This window comes from Sphingomonas floccifaciens, assembly GCF_042681125.1.
Lineage (GTDB): Bacteria > Pseudomonadota > Alphaproteobacteria > Sphingomonadales > Sphingomonadaceae > Sphingomonas > Sphingomonas floccifaciens.
Map to the genome: position 1 here is coordinate 639503 of NZ_JBHUFC010000002.1, position 26218 is coordinate 665720.

Sequence of the window (26218 nt, forward strand, 5' to 3'; positions counted from 1 at the left end):
GCCAAGTTGAATCTACCCGTGCCGGAGCACGGGGAGTTCAGCTTGGCTGGACGCCGTATGAAGACGGGCGATCGAAGACGACCGCGGTCGTCTACTGGGCGTGCGGGAAAGGTCTGACATTGATCGAATTGGTGAAGGGGGTGGGGACAGTATCCCGTCAGCGCCGAAGTTGAACCCCCCCCCGCGTCTCTTTAGCGCGCTCAACCTTCGCAATTCGCGCGGCGCTGGTGGGCCCGGCAGGACTCGAACCCGCAACCTAGCCGTTATGAGCGGCCAGCTCTAACCGTTGAGCTACAGGCCCCCAGCAAGCTGTGGTCGGGGAGACAGGATTCCTCCAAATTTTCCCAACCCGCTAAGTCGTTGATTTCACGTCAACGAACAACTCGTCTGTCTGCGAGGTGCACAGCGATGGGTACAAAAGGGTGCGCAAAATGGCAAGCGGCCGATGATCGGCCGGCGGTATTTTTCAGCCGCCGATCGATGGCGGATTCCGGTCGTAGATCTTGCCCGGCACCGTCACAGAACTGTAAGACGACGTGGTCCTACTTCCCGTCGCCCATCCGTTCGGCGCACCGCGCCACCCAGTCGCGGATCGCCGGATCGGCGGGCATCATGTCGGTGAACCAGAAGAATGGCGAACTGCACAGCATGTCGGCGGCGGAGAAGCGCTCGCCAAGCAGCCATCGCCCTCGGCGGAGCGGCTCGGCCAGTCGCTCGATCATCGTGTCGAAATCGCGCAGACCGGCGGTGATCGCGGGATGGCTGATATTCGCCCATTTCAGGATGCCGAGCGGTTCGATGACGCCCTGGTAATAGGACAGCCACGACAGATAGGCACCGCGCTTCGCCTCTCCCGGCAACGGCCCCAGACCCGCGGCGGGGTATGCATCGGTCAAATAGAGCATGATCGCCCCGCGCTCGCGCACCGCGTCGTCGCCGTCCGTCAGATAGGGCACCTTGCCCTCCGGGTGCGGGTTGGCGGGATCACGGCCGCCCGATCCGTCCTGCCGCGCGATGGTCACCTCGCGCATGTCGATGTCGGCACCAAGCATCCGAACGAGCGCGACGACCGTGTCGGACCGGGAATTGGGGGAATAATAAAGGGTGCGCATCGGCTTGCTCCTTGCGTTGAATGACGCCGTCACCCTACGAAGGTGCTCCCGACATTTTCGGGCAGTAGGAATGGCACGATCCGATCGGCTGATGCGGTTGCTCGACGCGTTGCGGCGGCTTCCCAAGCCGGTCACGGCGACGCGCCTCGCCACGGAAACGGAGATTTCGACGCGGCAGCTCTACCGCGACATCGCCACGCTGCGCGCCGGCGGTGTGCTGATCGACGGCACCGCGGGCTATGGCTACACGCTGACCGAGGACCCCGCGCTGCCGCCGCAGAGCTTCTCGCGGCTGGAGATCGAAGCGCTGATGCTCGGGGTCGCGAGCCTCGGCGATCTCGGCGACGACACGCTGACGACGGCGGGACGCAATGCGCTCGCGCGGATCGTCGCCACCTTGCCCGACCGGCAAGCGCGGCAGGCGGCCCACGCCACGATGCGATCCTGGCGCCCGCCGGAGCCGCGCGCCGCGGTCACGATCGACCTCGATCTCCTGCGCGAAGCCTGCTGGGACGAGTTCAGCGTCCGGATCGCCTATCGCGACCAGAACGGGCGGCGGACCGAGCGCGAGATCCTGCCGCTGGGTATGTCCTACAGCCCGAAGACGCTGATGCTGGTGGGCTGGTGCCTATTGCGCGAGGCCCATCGCACGTCCGAGGTGGCGCGGATCGAAGTATTGGAGCAGGGCGGACACAGCTTTCGGCCCCGCCGGGTGCAACTGCTTCGGGAATATGTCGCCCTGCGAACCGCGGAGTGGAAACGGAAGGAGCACGAAGCGCGCGGTTCGTCGTGACAGTTTCGCCAGCAATATGAGTGTAGCGTCGAACGCGCACGGTATTGAAACTAGCTTCAGTGCTGTATCAATGAGTGAAGGATAAAGTTTTACCTCTGCAAAAACAGAAAGAGCAACTTTATTTGATAATAAGATGATCTACAATCTGGGTACTATTGAATAAATGCTAAGTGTAGAATATCTAACTAAAATTACGCAAGATTAATTGTCTGCGTCGCAACTTGTGCGCCGGCGGCGCTGTATTGCCCCTGCTCTGCCTGCCGAAAAGGTAGCGATAGTTCGCAGGCTCTTGTATTCGCTCGGGCATTCAGACATCCGTAACGCCAGCCGACGGCTAAAAGGCGGCCTTTTCTGAAAGCGCGCTTGTTGCTGTTACGGCCCGGACGTCATCGCCGCTGCGCCAGACACTGGTGGTAAAGTTGTCGTGTTCGCGCCCACCACCGACACGGCATGGTCCACGAACCGGCGCTTTTCTCCGACCAGCGCGACATAGTGCAGCGCCTCACGCGCCAAGTCGGGCGAGCCGCCACGTGTGATCATTCAGGCGGCCAGATACGGCGCCGCGAGGCAGCCACGGGCGGTGGTGATGTTGACGTGCGCGGCGAACGGCGCGTTCGGTGACGGTAACGCCGGCGTTTACAACCCACGGCTTGGTGGTGATGTCAGTGCAGGCCGGCAGGTCGCCGATCAGGCCGGGTTTCGCTAGCAGCAGCGTCCCGGAGCACTGTGCCGCGACTGATTATCGCGTCGGGTCGAGGCGCGAGCGCGCCAGCGTCGACCCATCCGTGGCGATCTCGCGCGTGATGGCGCCGCTGCTGACGCAGACCGCGTCTGCCTCTTCGAGGAACGAGAGATCGCGCTGCCGGTGGACGACGATGCCGTTCAGAGACGTAACCCTGTCGGTCGTCCGAACGCAGCCTCGCCTCCGGAAGCGTGCGGGCCGGCGATGTCGATGTCGATATGCTGCGGATGATGACGCGCGGGTTCGACCGGTCGGACGCGATCATAGCTTGCGATGGACTTCCTGGAGCTCCGGCGGGCTGGTTCGGGAGAGACCCGCACGCGATGAAGAGACGGGCTGACGGCGGCTCAGGCCTTCCAATCGACCAAAATGCTTCTCTGCCGTTGCGGTGCCATGCTTCACTGATGCGCGGCTTTCTATGAGGTGGCGAGGATAAGGCTCTGGTATAACCCAATTAATTATCGCACAAGTTTTGTGATTGGCCGCAACATATTCTGCGTTTATATTGACAAGAAACGTAGATAAAACTTTCAATACTATAGCTAAAGATTTTACCGTTCACGCATTAAGTCTTACGTAACTAACAATCGACATAGGAAATCGCCCTCATCTTTTGTTAGGATTTCCTGTGCGGTCTCGATTGATTGCGCCGTCGCAAGTTTTTACTCCGGAAACGAGCGCTTTACGTCCGGTTGTTTGTATTGGGGGCGCGTCGGGCTCAGGAATCATGCCGTGCCTGACGACGGTCGCTCGCCCCTCCGCCAGTTCGATTCGGCTGGCCGTGACTACGGCACTGTCGGGCCTCGGCTTGATGCTGGGGATGGCGCCGGGGCGGGCGGTGGCGCAGACGGTGCCGCCGACGCTCGACCCCAATCGCGCCGACGAGAATCTGGCGCCGCCGCCCGAAGTGCCGACCGCCCGCGCCCCGCTGATCGGGGCGGCGCCGGAGCAGACCGCGCCGGAGAACGCAGCGTCGCTCCGGTTCACCTTGCGCGAGCTGAGGGTCGAGGGGGCGTCCGCCATCCCGACCGGCACGCTGCTGAAGGCCTGGAAGCATCGGCCGGGCGACGAGATCAGCGTGGCCGATGTCTTCGCCTTCGCCAATGCGATCACGCGCATCTACGGCCGCGCGGGCTATGCGCTGTCCTTCGGCGTCGTGCCGCAGCAACAGATCGACAGCGGCGTCGTGACGGTCAAGGTCGTCGAAGGCTTCGTCGACAAGATCGCGTTCACCGGCGCGCCGCTCCCGCGCGGGGTGCTGGGCGGGGCGGGACCGGTGGCCGAGCTGGCGGAGAAGATCCGCGCCTCGCGACCGCTGCGCACCGCTGACCTCGAGCGCTATCTGCTGCTGATCAACGACCTGCCGGGCGTTTCCGCGCGGGTGACCCTGTCGCCGTCGCCGACAACCGTCGGCGGCTCGGTCATGACGATCGATGTCACGCGAAGCCGGACGGCGGCGGAATATGGGTACAACAGCTATCTGCCCGCGTCGCTCGACACCCATGTCGTCGGTGGCTGGGCGGATGTGAACGGCCTTGTGTCGGGAGGCGACCGGCTTCGGCTGGGGGCGTTCCGTAGCATCGGCCAGGGCGCGTACTGGAACGTGTCGGGCGACTATCAGTCGGTGGTCGGCACCGAGGGGCTGACACTGGGCGTGTCGCTCGGCTATTCCGCGACGCGACCGAACACGCCGTTGCTGCGCCTGCTCGACTATCGGGGCAGCGTCTTCAGCGAGCGCGTGTTCGCCCGCTACCCCGTCCTGCGATCGCGCGGCGAGAATCTGGCGGTCGAGGCGGGCGGATCGATCGTGGAGACGCGCTCCACACTGCTGGGGCAGCGGGAATTGGACGACCGGATTCGCTCCACCCAAATGGCGCTGGTCTATGACGTAACGGACGCGACGCGGGCCGTCACGCAGATGCGGGTCGGGGTCGAGCAGGGGATCAACGCGCTCGGCGCACGCGGCAACAGCCGCGCCGACGGGCGTCCCGACTATACCCTGGTCACCCTGGATACCCAGCGCCTGCAGCCACTCGGCCAACTCGGCGGGGGGCAGGCCTCGATCCTGCTGGCGGCGCAGGGACAGATGGCGTCCCGTCCGCTGCTGAGTTCGGCGGAGTGCAGCTATGGCGGGCGACGATTCGGTCGTCGCTTCGATGCGGGCGAACTGACCGGCGAGCATTGCGTGCTGGCCAGCGTCGAGGCGCGCTGGACCATGCCGTTCGTGTTCGACCAGCGAGGCGCAAGCGCGCAATTCTATTATTTCGCCGATGGCGGGCGGGTCTGGCAGCAGGGCGCCCTGCTGCGGGGCGAACTGCGCACGCGCAGCGCCATGTCGTTCGGCTGCGGCCTGCGCGCCGATCGGCTCGGGCACATCAGTGCGGGGATCGAGGCAAGCGGGGTGCTGCGACAGGCGACCGGCGCGTCCGGACCGCGCGATCGCCGCATCGTCGGCAACATCAACTTTCGATTTTGACGGGCGCGCGCCGGCAAGGGGCCGGCGCACCCATGACATGACTTCAGACCAGGGCGGGCAGAGATGACGAAGGCAAGCAAGCGGCTGTGCGGAACCAGCGTGTTGGCGCTGATCACGGCGACGACGATGATGGCGTCGACTTCGGCCCGGGCGCAGACCAGCGGCGGCATCGTCGTGGCCGGCCAAGCGCAGATCGACGGCCAAGGCACATCGCAGACCATTGTCACGCAGACGAGCGACCGCGCGATCGTCAACTGGGACGCCTTCTCGCTGGGCAAGGGCGACAGCGCGATCTTCCGCCAGCCCGGCAACCAATCGATCACCGTCAACCGCGTGACGGGGCAGAACCCGTCCGCGATCCTGGGGTCGATCCAGGCCAATGGCCAGGTCGTGCTGATCAACCGCAACGGCATCCTGTTCGGCAAGGATTCGACCGTCGATGCGTCGGGCCTGATCGCCACCACGCATGACATCGATGCGGGCAGCTTCATGGCCGGCGCGCGCGACCTGCGCTTCGTCGACGGCGGCGACGACCAGGCCGAAGTGGTGGTGCAGGGGCGGATCACCATCCGCGACGCGGGCATCGCCGCCTTCGTCGCGCCGCATGTCCGCAACGACGGGCTGATCGTCGCGAAGATGGGCCGGGTCGCGCTGGGCGCGGGCAAGGGCTTCGGCATCGACCTGTATGGTGACGGGCTGATCAGCTTCGCGCCCGATGCCGCGCTGACCAAGACGGTGACCGACGCATCGGGCCAGACGGTCGCGGCGCTGGTCGAGAACGCCGGCACGATCGAGGCGCAGGGCGGGCGCATCCTGCTGACGGCCAGCGCCGCGCGCGACGTGGTCAACGCATCGGTCAATGTCGGCGGACTGCTGCGCGCGGACTCCGCGACCGGGCAGGGCGGCGTGATCACGCTGGGCGGATCAGGCGCCGTGATAACCCAGACGGAATCGGCGATCACCGTCGCAGGTGCGCAGGGCGGCAGCGTCAGCGTCAGCGGCGGGGAAGTCGGCATCGGCGGGCTGATCGACGCATCGTCGAGCGGACTGCGCGCGACCGGCGGCGCGGTGTCGGTGGCGGCGACGGGATCGCTGTCGCTGGCCGGCACGACGCGCGCGGCCAGCGCCTATGGCGCGGGCGGGACGCTCAGCTACAGCGGCGGCGGCGTCATCGAGAATAGCGAAAGCCGGTCCGATGCCTCGGGCCTGATCGGCGGTGGCACGATCCGGTTGACGGCTGACGGCACGGTCATGACGTCGGGCCAGTATCGTGCCGATGGCGGCTATGCCGGGGGCGGGCGCATCGACCTCACCGCACCCGACATCCGCACGCTGGGCGCGACGCTGAGCGCGACCGGGCGCCAGCAGGGCGGGCTGGTGCGGATCGGCGGCGCGTTCCAGGGCGGCAAGACGCCCGACGCTAGCCAGCCCTATTTCGACAGCTTCGCGGGCCGCTGGGGCGATGTGCCCGTGCTGGCATCGGCGCAGAAGGTGCTGGTCAACGATTCCACTGCGATCGACGTATCGTCGACCCACGGCGCGGGCGGCACTGCGGTGGTGTGGTCTGACGTGCAGACCACCTTCCTGGGCGCGGTCGACGCGCGCGGCGGCGCGGGCGCGCAGGGTGGATCGGTCGAGCTGTCTTCGGCGGGCGACCTGCGTCAGGCGGCGCTCGGCGGCGTGCAGACCGGCGGGGGGAATCTGCTGCTCGATCCGAAGAACATCGTCATCGGGGATAGTTCCGACATTTCGGGTTGGGTTTATCAGGGTTTGGTTGGTTACGGATACACCGGGTCCAAAGACTATAATACCGGCGGAACACTTGACTCCAATGGTAGCTTTGGAAAGTCGGTGGCTCTTAATGCCACGGGAAACCTGCTGGCGGCAGCGGCAGACAAGAAGATCATACTGATAAAATTTTCCGACGGAAATTTTAGTGGCGCTTCTTTGAAGGGATATATTGCAAAATCGGCTAGCGGTTCCAACAATCTTGCACTTGGAGATGATTTGCAGGCGGAAAACCTGCTCGGCTCCGGTATGTCGATGAACGCCGATGGTGACCGGCTTGTTTTTAGTGATACCAGTGATAATTCAAAAGGTGCAGTATTTCTAGTAAAGTTTACAGATACAAGCTTTTCAAACGCCAGTTTGGCAGGAAAAATTGGTTATGGATATTATACGCGCCCGTCTGACTTTAACATGGGCACGTTAATCAAGGATCGAGACTATTTCGGGGCAGGAGTATCGTTGTCTGGAGATGGTCTGACCTTGGCAATTGGTGCTCCCTATGATGCAAGTCAGATGGGTGGTAACGTATCTGGCGCTGTTTATATCATCTCATTTTCTGATCGAAATTTTAACAGTCCGTCGCTTAAGCTTCGGCTTGGATACGGTTATACAGATACTAAAGATTATAATACGGGCGGCGAGTCCGGTACTGGATCTTTTTATGGTTCGTCCGTGGCGTTGAATCGTGACGGAACTTCCCTCGCCGTGGGTGCGACGAATCTTTCGGATGCTGTTGGTTCCAGTGCCCGCGGGGGCGTCCTCCTGTATAAAGTGTTTAATGGCGGAGGATCTGTATCGTACAAGGGAACCGTTGGCTACGGATTTAGCACAGGAAGTTCGGTAAATATTGGTAATGATAATCAGTACGCTTCCAGTTTTGGTAGGGCTGTATCATTTAATAGTGCCGGAGATAGACTGGCAATTGGCGGTTCCGACTCTAGCGCCTCAGGTGGAAGATTTAGTTATGGTGCAGCTTATATTGTAAAGTTCAGTGATATGAACTTTTCAGGTGGATCAATTGCCACTATTGGGAGAGGGTACACTGGGGGTAATAATTACGACTTAAGCTCTCTTTGGCCCAATGATAATTTTGCTGCTTCAGTTGCCTTGAGTGGTTCCGGAAATCGTCTAGTCGTAGGGGCTCCCGGCGATGACGGAAGCGGCACTATCAAGCCCGGTGCAGGAGCAGTCTATCTGTTCTCCGCCATCGGTCCGTCGGTAACGGGACAAACCTACAGCACCAGTTCCAGCGCCACCGTAAAGCTCGCCGCCAGCGACATCGTCTCACAACTCGCGGCCGGAACTTCTGTCACGTTGGAGGCGTCGAACGACATTACCGTGTCGAGTCCGATCAAGGTGACGGGTAACCCGAGCCGCGTCGGCGATCTGAACTTGCAAGCGGGACGGTCGATATTGATCGGGTCCGATATTCAGACGCAAGGCGGACGGATCTATCTCTATGCCAACCAACCTTCCGCAGGCGGGGTCATCGATGCACAGCGCGATTCCGGCAATGCCGTTATCTCGATGGCACCCGGAACTACGATCGAAGCGGGCAGCGGCAGCGTTAATTTCGTAATGGGTAACGGTGGAAGCCGAGCCTATTCGGGCAACGGCGATATTTCGCTCTACCGCGTCTATGGCGCGAGCATCGTAGCCACAAATCGCGGTACCACGGCGGACACCGGCGTCGTATTGAATGCCGGCGGCGGACTGACGGCCACCGGGGTCGGTACGGCGATCAATCTGGCGGGCAAGAAATTCACCAACTCCGCCGGGTCGGGGGCGCTGTCGGCGGCGAACGGATACTGGCGGGTCTGGACGGCCGACCCCGACGCCGACACGGTCGGGGGACTCGACTATGCGTTCAAGCAATATGGCCTAAGCTACGGCGCGGCGCTGTCGAGGACCGGCAACGCGCTGATCTACAGCCGCGCGCCCGTGGTCGGCGCGACGCTGTCCGGGTACAGCAAGGTGTACGACAGGACGACCGATGCGCCGGGGACAGTACCGGTCGCGACGAATGTCGTGGGCAGCGATATCGTCAGGCTGACCGGCACGGTGACCTTCGCCGACAAGAATGTCGGCACGAACAAGCAAATATCCGGCGCTGCGACCGGTATCGCCAGCGCGACGACCTCTGACGGCAAGCCGATCTATGGCTATACGCTGAGTTCGACCGACCGGAACTTCACGGTCAGCGACGGCACGATCACGGCCGCGGCGCTGACGCTGACCGGCGCGGCGGTCACCACGCGTGCCTATGACCGGACGGACACCGCCAGCGTCACGGGCACGCTGAACGGGGTGTTTTCGGGCGACACCGTGACCCTCCAGTCGCTCACCGGCACGTTCAACAACCGCAACGTGGGCACCAACAAGTCGGTGACGTTGTCCGGCTATACGCTGGCTGGCACCGACGCGGGCAACTATACGCTGACGCTGCCGACCGGGCTGACCGGAGCGATCACCCGTGCCACGCTGGCGGTGACCGGGGTGACGGCGACGAACAAGGTCTATGACGGCGGGCTCACCGCGACCATCTCCGGGGGGACGGTCACGCCGTTCAGCGGCGATACGGTGACGCTCGATCGCAGTGCGGTGACCGCCGCGTTCGGGACGAAGGCCGTCGGGACCGGCAAGCTCGTCATGGTCAACGGCTTCGCGATTTCGGGTACCGTCGCAGCATGACGAACGTGATCTTACATTCTCATGCGCCGATATCGAAAAATTCGGACAAGAATGTCCGCAAATCCTCGAAATGGCGCATGAGGGTGTAGGAACAGTCATGTCCGCACCTGTGACGCCGCCGCAAGGCGTTCGAGAGCTTCGCCGCAGCGAGGTCGAGGCAGAAATGCTTAGGGTTGATATGACACCGGGGAGCGCGATTTTGCGCCGGGCCGACCAGCTTGCCGGCGACTATCACGGCGAGGGGCGCGACCTCCTTCAGAGTGCAATTATCGGCGCGCTGACGTCGAGATCGTGCAGCGCTGGAATATCGGGTGAGCAATTTCTTTCCGGGATCATGCGCAGCATCGCATCAACTGCTCGCCGTGCCCGTGAGCGACGTGGTGAAAAGGCCGCTTCACTTCCCGTCGATGTACTGGCCGAGCAGATGGGCGTCGGCGGCTACACCGTCGTCGCGGCCGATGAGGTCATCGAGATTGAGCGTGTCCGCCGGCTATGCGAGTCAATAATCGAGACGCTCTCAAGTGCGTCGCCGAAGCAGGCGGAGCTCATCGATGGCATCGGCCTTGGACTTCGTGGACGGGCCCTCGCCACGCATCTTGGTATCTCGCTCGATGACCTCGCGACCATCCGGCGCGGCCTGAAGCGACAGGCGTTGCGGCTATGGCCGAATTTCGAACTCGGGCTTTTGGATGTTGAGCCGGGTGATCGGAATGCATGAGTGTGATGGACGACCGTTGAATTCGCGATCGTCCTCGCCGATATGCCTTTTACGGTAGAACCGTTGAGTTGAGATGCCTGTCGTCGGCAGCGACCGGAGGGCTGAGTCAGCGAGAAAGCGCATTCCCACTGCGCGTTGGCCGGAAGCGTCGACAGCTTCGGCTAGCCTCAATGAGGCGATGACCCCGGTGACGGGGTAGACCGGCTTTTGGGTCAGCACGGTTCATCATCTTAACCGGAGGCTTTCGTGCACACACACAAGTTTTGCGGCGGCAAGGTGCTGCTCGACGAATATGCGATCGATAGCATCGAAAAGGCTTCTCTTCGCCTCGATCAAGAGGGGCGGAGCGGTCGTGGTCTTTCGACGCACGAGTACAACGCGGCTGCGATCGTTAATGGACACGTGGACTGGATTGACGGGGATTTTCGGGCGGCCTTGGTCGCGATGGGAGCGGATTGGGCGTACGGGCTAGTTGCAGTGATCCTCGATCACTGGGAGCGGGAAATGACGCTACCTGCCGATCATCCGAATGCGCCCAAGGGCGATCAGTGTGTGCTGAAGGGCTGACCGGTGAGGGCACGCCGATATCACGTGGTACGTCGCGTCTTCCCGGTCGGTTAGCCATACCGACCCGGCGCAGGTTAGGTGCGAGCTCGATAGGATTATCGCGCTCGTACCTGTCTTAGGAGAAGGAAGCCGGCGTTCAGGGTTCAAGAAGGATACCGCTCTCGCAACGGCGCGAACACGCTGTGTGCACGTCCTGGAGTGGCACCGACTTCAGCCACAGTCTGTTAGCCGGCAGCCTAGGAAGCGTGAGAGGTTCGGTCAGGAACCTGACACCGATGGCGGTGATTCAAAGTCGTTGAGGTATTCCGAAGCGGGACGCACTGCCGTCAGTAGCAGATGCTCACGCGCCCGGGTGCATGCGACATACAGCAGACGACGCTCGGTCTCGTAAATTTCGTCGAGTTCTGCTTCGTCAGCGGCATCCGCCACACGCTCGTCGAGCGGCAGGACGCCCTCATCGCACGCCATCACGATAACGGCTCGAAATTCTAGCCCCTTGGCCAAATTCATCGGCGCCGTTGTGACGGCTTGGGCTCTAAAGATCCCTGCCAACGCAGCGCGAGCGCGCGATACCAACTCCGGCGTGCGGACGAAGATGCCGATTTCGTGCGGTTCGACGCCGTCCTCGATCCACATCAACACCGCCCGTTGAACGTGTGCCGCTTCTTCCTCCGCCGAGGCGAAGGTTTCGACTTGCGGCGCAGGGCCATCGAACACTGACACAATCCCGCGTCGCTCGTCTTCGAGCCCGTCTACGTCGCGCAGCACGAGGGGCAGAAGGTGATCCGCTGCCTGCCGGATCTGCTGGGAAGTGCGATAGCATACCTTTAGCGTTTGGGATCGTCCGCGCACATCCACGCCCAGGCTCGCCCACGAATAGGGATGCTGGAAGATGCGCTGACCCATATCACCAGCCAGGAACAGCGCATCGAGGCCAGAGGGCGCGAGCGCGGCGAAAAATCGCAGTTCGGCGGGGGCGAGATCCTGGGCCTCATCAAGGATGACGTGGTCGAACGGCTTGCGCGACCTCTCCGCGAGAGCTGCGGCGAGGTCAGTGAACACCTGCGCCCAGGTCGTGTAACGCTCCGCCGTCAGCGCTGATCGCACGGCCTCGAACACCGGCCACAGCCGTTCCCGCTGGTTAGGGCCTAGCCGCCTCTTGCGGCCCATGCGCTGCACGGACGCATAGGCGTCGAAGGTGGTGATGCCCCACGCATCGATGACATTGGCCCACTCGGAAAGCAGGAAGCGATCCGAAAAGCCGCGAAGCTGGACCGCCGCCGCTGCCTCGACCAGCCGCTCGCGCAGAAGGGTGTCCGACGCGATGCGCGGTCGCACGCCATGTTCTAGCTGATACATCTGCTCCGCGATGCCGCGGAACGAGGCCGTGATGATCCGCGGGACGACGCCGCCCGTCTCGGGCGCGAGCACCAGCAGCTTCCTGGCCATCGCGTCGGCGAGTGGCTGCGAGAAGCTGGCGAGGAGGATGCGCGCGTCGGGGTTCTCGCGGGCCAGCCGCACCGCCCGGTGAATCGCGACGATCGTCTTGCCCGTGCCGGCCGAGCCCGCGACGCGCGCCGGCCCGGCGAAGGCGCGGTCGGTCAGGTCGCGCTGCGATGGGTGGAGGAAGACGCCCCACTTCTCCCACGGGAACGCCAGCGCCTGTTCCAGTTCGTCCTGGTCCGCGATCGGGCGGATTCGGCGGAGCGCATCGGGATGGGTGAACGGGTCGGCCACCGGTGCGGTCGTGGGCGGAGGCAGTGCGCCGGTCGCGGCATATTCCAGCAGCGCCTCGCTCGCCTCGGCAGGCAGGTGCTCTGCCAGCGCAAAGAACCCTTCCTCGGTGGCGGCGCGTACGTCGGCCAGCCAGTCTGTCGGGACGCCAACCGACAGCAGTGCCTCGTCGTCCAGCCTCGCGAACAGCTGCGGCTGCGGCGCGGCCGGAGCGCTCGCGGCGAGCAGGACGAAGTCGAACTGCTCGGGTGGAGCGACGTCCTCGACCCGCTCGCGCACCTCGACGATCTGGACGGCACCGGTGCGGGGGTGAGCCTCGATCCGGCGGCGCTCCGCCCAGGCGTAGGCGTCGTCATGGTGGTCGACATAGGCCACCAGCATCGACTCGCCGGTTTTGTGGACGATGAGCCGGACGTCGCGGTTGACGCGCGCGGACCAGAAGTTCGGGTCCTTGCTCTTATCAATCCGATGCAGCTGAAGGCCGTTGCCGGTCGGATCCATTTGCAGGTCGAAGACGCTGGCCTTAACCGCCTTCTGATCCTGGCCGGACAGCCGGTTGAAGGCGGCGGTGAAGGTGTCGGCGATAAGGAAGTTCATCAGCTATCGCTCACCGCTTCGTCCACAGCGCGCATGAGCGCGAGCATCTTCTGTGCGAGTTCAACGAAGCGCGGGTGATCGGCAACTTGTCCCGTCGGCGACTGGAGTATCAGCGAGGCCATCGCTTGCGGTCCCCAGGAAGCCGGATCTGCCGTCTTCCACCATGGCCACCATGCGTCCGACCTGCCGCCCTCAACATTCTTCACCGCCGCTGAAATAGGCTTCCTCAACGCGCAAACGTCGTCCTCGTCAACAGTTCCTTTCTTCTTCTCGGGAGCTCTAACTCCGAAATATATTTGATCGAAGTTGGTCCGTTCCGCCGCTATGCCTATGGCGCAATTCTCTGGCCAAGATGATCGGCGGACGCTCCAACAATTGTGCTTTTCGCCAATTGCGTCGTAGAGCGACCAGTCATCGTATTGTTCTGTGACGTCTGGAAATTCTTTCTTGAGAGCTGCTACGAGGCGCTCAGATATCTCTGTGGTGATCCGCTCATGCAGCGATTCTCCTGCGAGCATCGTCATGGCCAAGGCGCGTCGACCATCCGCGTCCCGCTCGTATTCGCCAGTAACCGCTTCAACGAATGGCAAATCAGACTTTTCGATCATTGGAGTATCACCGAATTCAAGGGCGAGATAATCGAGCATTTCATGGATATGGGTCGACGTCCGTTGAGCCCTGATCTGGTCCCGGCTGTCCGATAGCACCCCGTGCAACGACACTTCGTCGTCCTCATCAGAATAGAGATGGACTATACGAACATCATCCTTCGCTGTCTCTGGCTTCTTGTTGGACAGGAAGATCAGCACTGGCTTTCTACCGCGAGACCACAACTGCAAAGCAGAAAGATAATCAGCAAGCTGATTATGCTGCTGAGTCGCCCACGGCTTATTCTCGATACCAAGGATCAGGCCGGGAATCTCGATCACTAGATCGATCTGACGCCCCGCACGCGTGACCATTTCACGTCGGACAGAAACAGGATCCGTGACACCAACTCGCGGTAAGTCCAGCGCACTGAGCAAATTGTTTAGGAACAGTGTATCTTGTCCGTGCGATCCCGCGGGGTCGAATAGATCGGCTATTACTCTACTGAGTGTCACCTCATTTGGCTGGAACAGCATGAATGAGTTAAGGCGAGGGGCGCCGAACATCTCCGCACCTTCCCGCTTGGCACTGAGCCTAGGATACTGGTGCGCGAGCCGGATTAGCGTCGGGCGAAGAATATCGAGCGCCTTCGCCACCTATACCCCCAGCACCTTCATCACCTCGTCGCCGAAGTGGTTGATGACCTTAACCGCCACCTTGCGGCCACCGGTCGGGCGGTCGAAGGGGCGGGAGGTGTCGGAATATAGCGTCGCCCAGGCGTCCTCGTCGATTTCGGCCTGGAGGGCGGTCTTGAGGCTCTTGTAGGGGTCGTTCGCGCCCAAGAAATAGGCGTGGCGGACGAAGAAGCTCTCTTCGTCATAGTCGGTGTCGATGAACCAGGCGGCGATACCCTTGGTGTCGCTGGAGCGGATGTCGCCGGTGTTGGGGTCGAACACGTCAACGCCGTTCACCTTCACGCGGATGCAGGGGCCGCCGTCGTCCAACACCTCGACGTCGGGTTCGCCGAACACGACGAACATGTTGCCGCGGCCGGTGTTCTTCAGCTCATCCGACATATGCATGTCGGGGTTGATGCGAGCCTTGAGGATGGTGAGACTGCCGAGCTTGTCGAGCTCGGACGAATGCGCGTCGAAGTTGAAGGCGCAGGCGATCAGCACGTCAAAGCGGTTGTCCACCGCCTCGCGCGCGGCGGCGACCAGGTCTTGCCGGCCCACGGTGCCATATTCGGGGCCGATCAGGATGGCGGCGCGGCGCTCGGGACCGTCCTGGCCCTCGATAAAGGTTGCAGCGGCGCCGATGAAGTTGCCGGGCCAAGGCACGATGCTTTCGAAGGTGATGCGGTCACCCTTGGCCTGCTGCTTGACGCCCTCCGCCTTTAGATAGTCGATGACGATCGCGGCGAAGTCGCCGCCCGCGAGATCGGCGTCGGCGGGTGAGCGCGCGCCGTCGGCGGCGTCGAGCGTCTCGATCAGCTCCTCCTCGCTGGCGGGGAGGACGCGGTGCGGCGACAGGCTCTCGACCGTGAACGGCCCGGCGACGCGGACGCGGGCGGGATCGGTGTAGGGCTTGTCGTAGAGATATTCGACGTCGGCGCGCGCGGCGATGCTAGCGTCGATCTCGCGCTGGCGAGCGATGCGAGCCTCCCACCATTTGGCGTGTGGCTCGGCGGCGGCGGGCGGCGCGGTGGCGGGCAGTTCGCGCGGAATCTGCCATTCCTCCCACGCCTCGCCGGCCGCAGCGTTAAGCTCGGCGCGCAGCGGTTCGAGCACCGCCTGCCACTTCTCCCACATATCGTCGATGAGCGGGTTGTTGGCGATCGACTTGAGCGTGATGTGCGGCACGCGCTCATAGACGAAGCCCTGACGGATATCGTCATGAACCGGCGTCTCGGGCGGCAGCGTCCGCGTGAGCGCGGCTTCCTTGGCGCGGCCCTCGCGGCTGTCGGCGAGCAGATACCAGGAATAGCGCGCCGCCATCAGTCGCGTGCGTGCGAGCGCCAGCGCGACGCGGCTTGTATCCATAGTGATCCACCGCCGCCCCCATTGCTCGGCAACATAGGCGGTGGTTCCGGAGCCGCAGGTCGGATCCAGGACCAGGTCACCTGGATCAGTGGTCATCAACATACAGCGCTGGATTACGGTCGCGTTCGTCTCGACTATATAGACCTTATCGGACGCAAAGCCCGCAATACCAGTATCGTCCCAGAAATTTCGAAGAGACGTTGTTGGGCTGTCCTTCAAGAAACGAATAAATCGAAGATTATTGCCAACAGCTGATATGCGTCCGGCTTTCTGGATACGCTGCATTGAATCAGGAGTAGTGCCCCACCAACGCTTCCCGCTTGTATAGCGCCTTCCGTTGAATGTGAGTTCATACTTCGACCCGGGGCCAGGCTTAGTCAGATCGGAGCGCGTGTATATGTCACCTCGCTGCAACTCCGACGCGCTACACGAACTGATCGCCCGTTCCTGACCGTCGATCAAACAATGCGTATAGCCGCTCTTCTCCAAGTTTTCTTTTCGCAAAAAGATTGGCCGATACTTCAGAGCCTTTAAACTTTTCGAATACCACAAGAGGTAATCGAAAGTAGCTGGCATTCTGAATGCGGATTCTAACCCAGACGTCTTGGAAAAGCCAATCTGACTAACAAAGTTTTCGGGACCGAACACCTCGTCGAGCACTGCGCGCACGCGATGGGCATTCTCGTCGCTGATCTGGACGAAGACCGAGCCGCTCTCGGTCAGCAGATCGTGCATCGCGGTAAGACGGTCGCGCAGATAGGTCAGATAGCTATGGATGCCGTCCTTCCAGGTGTCGCGAAACGCCTTCACCTGCTAGGGTTCGCGGCTGATGTCAGTCTGCTTGCCGTCCTTCACGTCGCGCGACTGGGTGCTGACCTGCCAGTTTGAGTTGAACTTGATGCCATAGGGCGGGTCGAAATAGATGCACTGCACCTTACCTTTCAGGCTCTCGCGCTCGGACAGGCTGGCCATCACCTGCAGGCTGTCGCCCAGGATCATGCGGTTCGACCAATGCTGATCGTGCTGGTAAAACTCGGCGCGCTGGTCGGGCTCGATGCCATTGAAGTCGGCGAACAGGTCGGGCGCGTCGGTGGTCGCCTCGCGCTTCTCGGCCGTCCGGCGCTTCAGGTCGTCGATGATCGCCTTGGGGTGGATCTTCTCCTGGATGTAGAGCGGGGGCACGTTGACGACGAGGTCGGACCAGTCCTGCCGGTCCTTGCCGCGCCAGACGAGCTGCGCGTCGGACAGCGTCAGCGTGCCGGTCTCGGCCAGCTCGGCCTGTTGCGCCTCGGTGATCGTGATCCGCGCCCCGTTCCAAATGATCTCGGGCACGCTGACTTCCTCTTCGGTTCGTGTCTCGCCCTCAGCCAGCGGCCGGGCGCGGGGATAGTGTTTGGGCGGCAGCGGGTGCGTGTCCTCCTCGCGCAGGAAGAAGGACTGCAGCTCCGCCGTCGGGATGTTCCGCCGCGACGCGTCGCCGTGGCGCAGCGTGTCGACCTGCTTGGGGGTGCCGGGCTTGCGGGCCATCAGGCGGCCTGTGCCTGAGGCGCAAACATCGCGGCATCCTGCGCCTCGATCTCCGCCTCTTCCTCGGTGAAGGCGTCGTCGGGATCAGGTGGCGCCACGTCCTCGCGGACCGCCGCCTTGCCCATCGCCGCTTCGATCAGCTTGAGCAGCGCCTCGCGGCGAGCGGCCATGAAGCCATCGAAGTCGTCCGCCCGCAATAGCGCCGGCTCGATCTCGTGGCTGACGAGGACCTGGTCCAGATCGTCGCCGGCGATCGGCTGGTGCCGCTCGCCGCCCTTCTCGAGACGCGCGAGATAGGCCGACGGGGCTGACCCGCCGATGATGCGATTGGTGCGGGCGGACAGCGGGGTCTTGTTGACGATCGAGTTGTAGACCTCGGGCTTAATCCCGTTGGTCTTGCACCACGCTTCGGGAAAGATGTGGTGGATGTCCACGCTTTCGTCGAAGAACACCGTGTGGTCGTAGGGCTGGCCGGACCGGAGATCGCGCGCACCGGATCGCATCAGCAGGGCGTGAAAACCCTTGTAGGCGGCGGACAGGCGCGTTCGCAGCGTGCGCAACCGCTCCTCGCGGAAGTCCGACCGCTGAATGGTCTGCGGCAGTGGACCGCCGCCCAGCCACGCGCTGAAGTCACGGACGTCGAGGGCGAAGCGAGACTCGACCGCCGAACCATACAGTTCGCCGAACACGCCGCACCAATACCATTGCGCCAGTTTCTTGCGGACGGCGACGTTCTCCCAAGCCGAACCGAGCTCTCCGAGGATCGCGGCGAGCGGCACGAGCTGTGTCTGGTACGGCAGGTCGCGGGCCTTGAAGATGTTCAGCCCGTGCAGGAACTTGGCCGCGTTGAGATAGCCCTGCTCGACGAGCGGCGCGTATGCCTGATAGGCCGACAGCGGCAGCTGCAGCAGGCTGTTGCGCGTCGCGCTGATCGCCGGCGGCTCCTTTCCGGCGGCGACGGCGTCGGCCCTCACAGCCTTCGTGTGGAGCAGCGAAATCGCCTGTAGAAACTCCACGGGCTCGACGTTTGCCAGCACCGGGAGCTTGGCGAACTTCTCCTTGCGCGCCTTCCAGTCGTCGCGCAGCTGGAAATCCTGCGCTGCGTACATCGCGGTCACCAGTTCGAACGCATCGAGCGCCTTGCCGCCGGTGTTCACCTTTTCGAACACCAGGCAGACGGCGGCGCGGGTCGTGTCCTTGCCCAGCGTGATGAGCGGCACGTGATATTCGGTGAAGTTGTTGATGACGAGGCGCGAGAAGTCGTTGATCAGCGCCATGTGATCCTTGCGCGTCTCCATGTCGGCGATGACCCAGGTAAGCGCGTCCTGGATCCATAGCTGCGCCTCGAACACCTGGTCGATCGGGAAGTGCAGCGCGGCGAACTCGTTCTCGCGGGTCGACAGATCGAGCGCGATATCGCGGCCGAAATTCTCGCGAAGCACTCGGTCCTCAGGGACGGCGAGGATCGCATCGCGGCGGGCGGTATCGGGGTCGAGGGCGGCGCGGATGTCGAAGTAGAAGTGCAGCTTCACCGGGCGCTTCTTCGCCGTCTGGGTCGCCACCGGAAGCGTGGTGGCGGTCGACTGGTAGAGCGAGGTCATCCGCTGCTGTCCGTCGAGGAGATATCCTTCCAGCGGCTTGATCGGGGGCGGCGCGCCTTCGACCGGCCGGACGGCAAACTGGACCGCGCCGCTAGCGTCCAGCGTCATCAACGCTCCGACCGGAAAGCCTTCCGAAATCGAGGCGAGCAGATCGATGATGCGGTCCTGATCCCAAACCCAGCCGCGCTGAAAATCGGGCAGCTGAAGCCGACCCTCATGGCATTCGCGCATCAGGTCCTTCAGCGAGACGGGATGGGTCTTGAAAGAGGTCGTCATGCCTGGGTCCTCGTCGACGCGGCACTGGCCTGGTCGATCAGCGTCGCGACGAGCGCCCTGAACTCGTCTTCGGTGGTATAGGGATCGGTGAACTCGGCGAATGCCCAGCGCCCATAGCCGCCAAGCGCATTGACTCCGGGCACCCACATGTCGCGCGCGGTTTGCGCCTTGGCCTTGTCGCTCTCGTCGCGCTGACCCTTCATCTCCAACACGAGGTGCAGCGGCTCGGTACCTCCGCCGGCATCCAGGCGCACAAGGAAATCGGGCAGGTACCTCCGCATGGCCCCGCCATCGAGATAAGGAATTTCGAAGCCGAGCGCCTGGTTCTTGGCGTAGGCCAGAACGCGGGGGTGCCCCTCCAGCGCCTGTGCCAGCGCAATCTCCCAGCTAGAGTCCTTCACCACATGGCTGATCTGCGACCGCGGCGGCTGCGCGCCTGTCTTCCAGCATTCCTTGGAGGTGATGAAGTTGACGTGCCGGGTCGAGCCGCTCGGGTTGTATGGATCGAGCACCGCGACGACGTGTCCGCCGCCGCCTCGGGTGCAGGCGATGTCGATCTTCTCGGCGGCACGGGCGAGCTGTTCCTGATAGAGGATCGCGCCGATCGGCACGCCCTTCGTGACAAGATAGCCCTCGTCGATCCACCGCCGGGCGATCCGCTGGATCTGCGGGAAGAGGTGCTGCTTGGGGAAGCCGTCCTCGTCGCGGAAGTGGGTGTAGAGCAGGTGCTTGGCGAGGTTGAAGCTGATCTCCGACGGACGCAGCCGCGCCAGCACCTCGGGCGTGATAGTGACGCCGGCACCAACGATCCCCTCCATCGTCACCGAGGTCGGGCCGATATCCTCGGGCGTGATGACAAGTTCACTGTCCTCGCCGAACTCTGCGTTCAATCGCTCGGACGGCAACTCGCGGCGATAGCCGCTGACGCGCGGGAATCGGATCTCCAAGTCGGCGCGCTCGGCGATGGCATGGACGCGTGTGATCGGCTTGGGCGGCTTGGGATCAACCTTCTGCGGCGAGCGCGCGAAATCGAACGGGATGCCCATGATGTCGGCATATTCGACGTCGAACAGGCCCTGAGCATTAAGCTCGTAGGATTGGCGCCGAAGCCCGCGGCCCACCACCTGTTCACACAGCAGCTGTGTGCCAAACGCGCGGACGCCCAAGATGTGTGTAACGGTGTTTGTGTCCCAGCCTTCGGTGAGCATGGAGACCGACACGACGCAGCGGATCTGCTCGCCCAACCGACCGGGGCGACCGACCGTGTTCATCACCTCGCGTAGCAGGTCGCCTTCATTGACGTCGCCCTTGACCGCGCCAGCGCCCTCGCGGGCGGCGAGTTCGCGCTTGAATTGATCGATCTCGGCCGCGGCTGCATCCTTGAAGCCCTTGTCGAGGGCCTCGCCGGCCTCGAGCTGGCGAGAGTCGATGAGGAGAGTGCGCGGACGCGGCAGGCGACCGCCATGCTCATCGTAGTTGCGGAAGAGTTCGAGGTGGCCAGCGTGAAAGGCCGCACGCTCGCCAGCCTCGGCATTGCCGCGCTCGAAGCCGGCGATCCACTCGAACACCAGCTTCGAGATAGCTGTGTTCTGGCAGACGACGATGAACACCGGCGGCACACCGATGCCGGCTCTCTGCCAGCGATCGAACTCGCTGGCATAGTGGCTGTAGAGCGAGTTCAGCGCGGTCAGCAGAAGTGGCGGCAGATCGAAAGGACTGAGCTTGCCCGCCGCCGATGTGCTCTTGGGTAGCTGCTTCGGTCCCTTTTTGATGTTGTCCCACAGGTTGCGGTAGACGACGGTGTCGGTCTGGACGAGATTATCCGTCACCGGCACGCGCGGCAGTTTGACGATGCCGCTCTCGATCGCGTCCATCAGGCTGAAGTCGGACACAACCCACGGGAACAGCGTGCCCTCCTGATAGCCGGAGCCGCGCAGGAAAAAGGGGGTGGCCGAGAGGTCATAGACCGCACGGACACCGCCGGTGCGCTTACCCCTCCTGAGCTGGCGGTCGAGCGCCTCGATGCCGTTGATCCAGAGCCGAGCGGCTTCCTCGTTCTGCTCGGCCTCCTTCTTTTCTTCACCCGTCAGCGCGCCCTCGGCATCGCCACCGACTTTGTGCCGGTAGCAGTGGTGCGCTTCGTCGTTGATGACGTTGACGCGCTCGAAGCGCAGCAGCTTTCCGCAAGCGCGATCGAGCATCTGCGCGTCGCTTTCGACCGTACGGATCGGCTCCGGGTCGTTGCCCTGAAGGAAGCTGCGGGCAGCCTTCGGCATCGCCAGCGTCTCGCGATGCTGGAAACTGTGATAGTTGGTAATGACGATTTCGGCCCGGCGGATCTCCGGCAGCATCTCGGGCGGCACGATCTCGCGAGTGTCGTAGTAGTTGCCCGGTTCCGACGGCTGCAGCACCCGCAGCCGGTCCTTGATCGTGATGCCCGGCGCGACGATCAGGAACGCGCGCGAGAAGTCCTTGGTCTCCCTGCGTGCCGCGTTGATCGCCTGCCAGGCGATCAGCATGGCCATGACCGTGGTCTTGCCGCTGCCGGTCGCCATCTTCATCGCGAGCCGGAACAGCGCGGGATTGGCCTCCTCGTTGTCCTTGGCGATCTGATCGAGCAGCCCTCGCGTCGCCGCCCTACGGGGTGCGACCTCGGTCAGCCAGATCATCGTCTCGACGGCCTCGATCTGGCAGAAGAAGGGGCGGGGCCCGGCCCACTGCTCCTTCGGCCGTCGCCAATGTTCCAGCAGCCGCTGCGTCGCCGGGGTCACGCCCCAGTCGGCAGGGTTGGGAACGCTACGCCACGCATCCACATAGCCGCGGATCTCGTTGATCTTCGCGTTTTCGGTGTACGTCTCGAGGTCGAGAGAGGCCTGTGTGGCGGCGGCCTTCTTCCGCGAGGCTGGTACAGGCACAATGAACTTGGACGGGCGCCGCCCCTTGATCGGCTCGCCTTCGATCGGCTGCCCTGTGTCGTCGAGCCGATGATAGAGTGACGGCGGCGCGTAGGGCGAGTTGAGAATCGGTTGTTCGTAGAAACTGTTAGCCACAATGCTCCCCCAACATCTCCTTAGTGGCTGAGGCCTAAGCGTCCTGTCAAAACAAGAATCATAGATCGTCGGGCGCGAGACTCGCTGAGCCTGCCGCCACCCCTCGAGGTCGCACTAGACTATCGCACAAACGTATGGCACAGCATCAGTCAGGCCGCAGAAAACCGTGGTTTTTCAGCCGGCTACGAGCGCTAGAAAAGTGGTCGGGGAGACAGGATTCGAACCTGCGACATCCTGCTCCCAAAGCAGGCGCGCTACCAGACTGCGCCACTCCCCGACGCGTGCGCGGCCTAGCGAAGGCCGGCGCCGCGCGCAACCACTGGATCAGTCGACCGCCACGACGTTGTCGTCGCCGTTGCGGTCGATGTAGAAATTATAGGGGTCTATGCCGGCAAACGCGGGGCGGCGGGTGGAGAGGATGCGGACCTGTTGCTTGCCCGAGCGGATCGGGCGGCGTTCGACCAGAATGACGTCCTTTGCCGCGAAGGCGCCCAGGCCGGGCCGCGCGTCGAACAGGCCGATGTTGATCTGGTCGTCGAGCGCCGCGGCGCGCTCCTTGCCGGTACCGTCGGCGTAATATTTGGTCGCATCGACGGTCAGCACCGTCTCGTACCGGCCATCGGGCAGCTTGCGGGTCTTCGCATCCGTCGCCTTCAGGTCGTAGACGGTGATCCGCGTCAGCAGGTCGATGACCAACGCACGCTCGGCCGGCGTCCGTGCGATCGAGAGGAAGCCGTCGACCAGGTCGGTCGAGCGGGCATAGGGCGCGCCCTTGAACCGATAGCGGTTCAGCAACTGGCGGAGCATCGCATTCACGCGATCCTCGCCGAGCCGGTCCTGGAGCAGGTACATCACCAGCGCACCCTTGCGATAATGGATGTAGGGCTGGTTCTCGACGCGGTTGAGGGGCAGCTCCTCCAGCTTCTCGCCGCCGCGGCTGCGCAGATAGCTGTCGAGTTCGTATTTCAGGAAGCGGCGGATCTTATCCTCGCCGTAGGTGTGCTTCATCACCATCAGCGCGCCGTACTGGGCCATCGTTTCGACCAGCAATGTGCCCCCCTGCATGTCGGCGGAAATCAGCTGGTGCGCCCAATATTGGTGCGCGAGTTCGTGCGCGGTGATGTAGCCGACATAGTCGATCGCGTCCTTGTCGCGCGTGTCGGCGACGAAGCCGATCCGCTCCGAATAGGGCACGGTGCCGGCGAAGGCCTGGGCGAAACTGGCGTATCCCGGGAATTCCGAGATGCGGGCATAGTCGAACTGATACGGCCCGAACGCGCGCCGGTAATAGCCGAGCGAGTCGCGCATCGCCGTCAACATGCGATCGACGTTGTAGCCGTGCTTGCGGTCGTAGAAGACGGTCATCGTCACGCCGTCCGCGGCCAGTGTCTTTTCGGCATAGTCGGCCGACTGGACCGAGAAGAAGGCGAGGATCGGTGCGCCGGACACGAAATGCGCGGTGCGACGGCCGCCTGCGACGCTGTCCGCGACCTTGCGACCCGGTGCGATCGGGGTCTGGCCGGCGTCTGTCGTGACGGTGATGTCGGAGCGGACCCAGCTGATGTTGCCGACATAGTTGCGGCGGGTCGCCGACAGATCCTCCAGCTTCGCCGGGCGGACTTCGGGCGTGAGGCCGTATTTGCGGCGGGTGACGCGGTCGCTCAGCAGGTTCTGCCGGTCCATACCGATTTGCGGCGCGATGGCGAAATTGTTGAGGAAGGTTCCGTTGGCGACGAGCTGCGTGTCATCCTGGTTCGCGCGCAGGCCGTTCTGCCGGCGCTCGGTCGCGAAGGCGATGGTGCCAGTTGCACCCGGCGCGAGGGGCCGGTCGAAGCGGTAGATGCGGTATTGGGCATCGGTGTCGTTCGACACCAGTCGCGCGCCGGGGATTGCGACGTCGCCCAGCCGGGTCCGCTCATTGAACAGGCGCAAGTGCAGGTCACGCAGAGGGGCGCCGGTGTCGTTGACGAAGCGATAGGTGCCGCGTGTCTCTGCCCGGCGTTCCTTCGGGTAGAGCTGCACCGCGAGCGTGATGTCGGTCAGCGATGGCTGGCGCAGCGTTTCGTATTTCAGATACTTCTTCTCATACGCCGCCAGCCGCGCCTCCTGCCCTTCGCTGGTGCGATAGGTGTTGAGGACGTTCATGTTCCAGAACAGCCAACCGCCGACACCGGCGAAGACGGCCAGCGCGAGGCCGAGGATTGCCCCCGCCGGGCTGGCGAGACGATGCGGCAAGCGACGCACGCGCGGCATCAGCCGCGTTTCGGTTCCGCGGCGCCACAACAGATGCGCCAACGTCGCCAACACGATCGCGAAGGCGCCCCAATAGAGCCGCAGCCACCAGCCGATCGTGCCGCCGATCTGGCCGCCGTTCATGTCGGAAAGCTGCTGCCGGCCGGTCGCGCCGTAATTGTACAGCGGATGTTCGAAGCCGATGTTGCTCAGCGTGATCGACGCGACGAGGTAGACCGTCATGATCCCCCAGCCGACATATTTGTTTGGGCTGAGGGCTTGGACGAACACCGCCAGCACGGCGAGGATCGCCATGTCCACGCCCAGCGGCAGCAGATACCAGGCGACATATTGGCCGAACGCGATGTCGGTCTGGCCGCGCGACAGCTGGATCAGGATCGCGGCGACGACCGATACGGCAATCGTCGCGAACAGCACGCCGGTCACCGCGATCGTCTTGGGCAGCATGTACGCCCAATTCGGCAGCGAGGTCGCATCGATGATCTCGTGCATCTTGCGTTCGCGGTCGCGCCAGACGAGTTCGCCCGAGTAATAGATCGCGATGATCAGCGGGATCAGGCTGAAGGCACCTTGCAGCGTCTGGATCAGCATGAAGGTCAGCGGTCGCGCCTGCGTGCCGTAGATTTCGTTGGCGAACAGCAGCCCGCCGGCCGCGTTGAACAGTCCGACGATCAGCAAAACGATGAACGCCGGGCTGCGGAAGACCAACCGCATTTCGAAGGCGGTCCGCGCTGCGAAGCGCGTCCAGCTCGCCGCCGCGGGGCGCGGGGCGGGAAGGGTGTCGACGAGCTGCGGTGTCGTCGCGGCGAGCTTCGCTTCGCGCCTGGCCTGCTTGCGAAGTTTCCGCTTCGACGCGCCCCGTTCGGAGAAGGTGAAGCGGGCGTAGGCGACGCCGAGCGCGACGAAGCCGATGGCGATCCAGAGCGCGCGGTTGCCGATCAGCATCGCGGTCAGCGTAGGCGGCGCGCTGTTCGCCTCGGTCGCGGTCCAGTATCGCGTGACGTTGGCGATGGCCGCCGCGCCGAACGGTTCGAACCAGCCGGCCGTCTCGCGCAGCTCGGGCTTCGAGCGGATGAAGGTGTTGGCGACGACCCACAGCACCAGCAGCACGACGACGCCCAGATAGCTGTACATCATCGACCGCGTCATCGTCGCGACCGCGAAGAACAGGGCCGACGTGATGAACAGGTTGGGCACGGCGATGACGAAATAGGCGAAGGCATAGGCGCCCAGCCTGTTCGGCCCCAATGTCTCGGCATCGACCCACGGCATGAACGAACCGAGCCAGATCGCCAGCGGCACGACGAGGAACGCGATCGCCGCGGCGACGAACGCGCCCAGGAAACGCGCCATCAGATAGTCGAACTTGGCGACGCGGGTCGATCGCACCATCGGCCCGAACCCGCTGTCGTCGTCGCGCACGATGACGTTCGCGACGAACGCGGTCGTCACGAACATGAAGAACAGCGAGAGGATCAGGTGCGTCTGGACGATCGCCAGCGGCGCGTTCTTGTGGACGTTGCCACCCGCGCCGATCTGGATCTGTTCGATCGTCGCCGCGCCGAAGGTCAGCAGGAAGAACAGAATGGACACGACCCAGAACACCGGGTTGCGCAGCTGGTAGCGGAGCTCGAAGGCCGCGATCTTGCCGAACATCTGGACG

At 63.3% G+C, this 26218-nt stretch carries 14 protein-coding genes and 2 tRNA genes; 5 read left to right on the forward strand and 11 right to left on the reverse strand.

Annotated elements, in window-relative coordinates:
- Positions 1–225 precede the first annotated feature (225 nt).
- Both ACFSC3_RS05925 and ACFSC3_RS05930 read right to left on the reverse strand, forming a co-directional pair.
- Positions 226–301: transfer RNA gene (locus ACFSC3_RS05925), tRNA-Ile, on the reverse strand.
- A 241-nt stretch (positions 302–542) separates the two neighbouring features.
- Positions 543–1112: a glutathione S-transferase family protein gene (locus ACFSC3_RS05930; RefSeq protein ID WP_380939470.1), complete on the reverse strand. Its 570-nt coding sequence runs from the start codon at positions 1110–1112 to the stop codon at positions 543–545.
- A gap of 70 nt (positions 1113–1182) precedes the next feature.
- Between ACFSC3_RS05930 and ACFSC3_RS05935 the strand changes: the two genes are divergently transcribed.
- The gene (locus ACFSC3_RS05935) at positions 1183–1905 is read left to right on the forward strand and encodes a helix-turn-helix transcriptional regulator (protein WP_380939471.1); all 723 of its coding nucleotides are present in this window, start codon (positions 1183–1185) and stop codon (positions 1903–1905) included.
- A gap of 372 nt (positions 1906–2277) precedes the next feature.
- Here the strand turns inward: ACFSC3_RS05935 and ACFSC3_RS05940 are convergent, their stop codons facing one another.
- Positions 2278–2445: a hypothetical protein gene (locus ACFSC3_RS05940; RefSeq protein ID WP_380939472.1), complete on the reverse strand. Its 168-nt coding sequence runs from the start codon at positions 2443–2445 to the stop codon at positions 2278–2280.
- A 983-nt stretch (positions 2446–3428) separates the two neighbouring features.
- On the opposite strand from ACFSC3_RS05940, the gene ACFSC3_RS05945 reads away from it, so the two are divergent.
- The 4 genes from ACFSC3_RS05945 (at position 3429) to ACFSC3_RS05960 (ending at position 10887) form a co-directional block, all read left to right on the forward strand.
- On the forward strand, positions 3429–5123 hold the full coding sequence (locus ACFSC3_RS05945) for a ShlB/FhaC/HecB family hemolysin secretion/activation protein (protein ID WP_380939473.1): 1695 nt from the start codon (positions 3429–3431) through the stop codon (positions 5121–5123).
- Between the two features lie 63 nt (positions 5124–5186).
- Entirely contained in the window at positions 5187–9602 is a 4416-nt protein-coding gene (locus ACFSC3_RS05950; protein WP_380939474.1) for a beta strand repeat-containing protein, read from the forward strand.
- 97 nt (positions 9603–9699) lie between these two features.
- A complete protein-coding gene (locus ACFSC3_RS05955; protein ID WP_380939475.1) occupies positions 9700–10320 on the forward strand; it encodes a hypothetical protein in 621 nt (206 codons plus the stop codon).
- A gap of 246 nt (positions 10321–10566) precedes the next feature.
- Entirely contained in the window at positions 10567–10887 is a 321-nt protein-coding gene (locus ACFSC3_RS05960; RefSeq protein ID WP_380939476.1) for a hypothetical protein, read from the forward strand.
- Positions 10888–11145: 258 nt separating this feature from the next.
- Here ACFSC3_RS05960 and ACFSC3_RS05965 read toward each other — a convergent pair whose 3' ends face one another.
- The 8 genes from ACFSC3_RS05965 to ACFSC3_RS06000 form a co-directional block, all read right to left on the reverse strand.
- A complete protein-coding gene (locus ACFSC3_RS05965; protein WP_380939477.1) occupies positions 11146–13122 on the reverse strand; it encodes a UvrD-helicase domain-containing protein in 1977 nt (658 codons plus the stop codon).
- A gap of 95 nt (positions 13123–13217) precedes the next feature.
- Positions 13218–14462: a PDDEXK-like family protein gene (locus ACFSC3_RS05970; RefSeq protein ID WP_380939478.1), complete on the reverse strand. Its 1245-nt coding sequence runs from the start codon at positions 14460–14462 to the stop codon at positions 13218–13220.
- Positions 14463–16658, reverse strand: a complete 2196-nt coding sequence (locus ACFSC3_RS05975) for a site-specific DNA-methyltransferase (RefSeq protein WP_380939479.1) — start codon at positions 16656–16658, stop codon at positions 14463–14465. It abuts the gene before it with no gap.
- 3 nt (positions 16659–16661) lie between these two features.
- On the reverse strand, positions 16662–17375 hold the full coding sequence (locus ACFSC3_RS05980) for a hypothetical protein (protein ID WP_380939480.1): 714 nt from the start codon (positions 17373–17375) through the stop codon (positions 16662–16664).
- Complete coding sequence (locus tag ACFSC3_RS05985) at positions 17375–19252, reverse strand: GmrSD restriction endonuclease domain-containing protein (RefSeq protein WP_380939481.1); 1878 nt, start codon at positions 19250–19252, stop codon at positions 17375–17377. Before ACFSC3_RS05985 ends, ACFSC3_RS05980 begins: the two co-directional genes overlap by 1 nt.
- Positions 19249–22302 (reverse strand): BPTD_3080 family restriction endonuclease, encoded by a 3054-nt coding sequence (locus tag ACFSC3_RS05990; RefSeq protein ID WP_380939482.1) that lies wholly within the window; start codon positions 22300–22302, stop codon positions 19249–19251. The genes ACFSC3_RS05985 and ACFSC3_RS05990 overlap by 4 nt, the downstream gene beginning before the upstream one ends.
- Before the next feature lie 200 nt (positions 22303–22502).
- Positions 22503–22579: transfer RNA gene (locus tag ACFSC3_RS05995), tRNA-Pro, on the reverse strand.
- A gap of 47 nt (positions 22580–22626) precedes the next feature.
- Positions 22627–26211: an ABC transporter permease/M1 family aminopeptidase gene (locus tag ACFSC3_RS06000; protein ID WP_380939483.1), complete on the reverse strand. Its 3585-nt coding sequence runs from the start codon at positions 26209–26211 to the stop codon at positions 22627–22629.
- Between the last annotated feature and the right edge of the window lie 7 nt (positions 26212–26218).

Excerpts from the sequence above, each read along its gene's own strand:
- ACFSC3_RS05930 (WP_380939470.1), bottom strand. The coding sequence starts at position 1,112 with ATGCGCACCCTTTATTATTCCCCCAATTCCCGGTCCGACACGGTCGTC.
- ACFSC3_RS05935 (WP_380939471.1), top strand. The coding sequence starts at position 1,183 with ATGGCACGATCCGATCGGCTGATGCGGTTGCTCGACGCGTTGCGGCGG.
- ACFSC3_RS05940 (WP_380939472.1), bottom strand. The coding sequence starts at position 2,445 with ATGATCACACGTGGCGGCTCGCCCGACTTGGCGCGTGAGGCGCTGCAC.
- ACFSC3_RS05950 (WP_380939474.1), top strand. The coding sequence starts at position 5,187 with ATGACGAAGGCAAGCAAGCGGCTGTGCGGAACCAGCGTGTTGGCGCTG.
- ACFSC3_RS05955 (WP_380939475.1), top strand. The coding sequence starts at position 9,700 with ATGTCCGCACCTGTGACGCCGCCGCAAGGCGTTCGAGAGCTTCGCCGC.
- ACFSC3_RS05965 (WP_380939477.1), bottom strand. The coding sequence starts at position 13,122 with ATGGATCCGACCGGCAACGGCCTTCAGCTGCATCGGATTGATAAGAGC.
- ACFSC3_RS05980 (WP_380939480.1), bottom strand. The coding sequence starts at position 17,375 with ATGGCCCGCAAGCCCGGCACCCCCAAGCAGGTCGACACGCTGCGCCAC.
- ACFSC3_RS05985 (WP_380939481.1), bottom strand. The coding sequence starts at position 19,252 with ATGACGACCTCTTTCAAGACCCATCCCGTCTCGCTGAAGGACCTGATG.
- ACFSC3_RS06000 (WP_380939483.1), bottom strand. The coding sequence starts at position 26,211 with ATGTTCGGCAAGATCGCGGCCTTCGAGCTCCGCTACCAGCTGCGCAAC.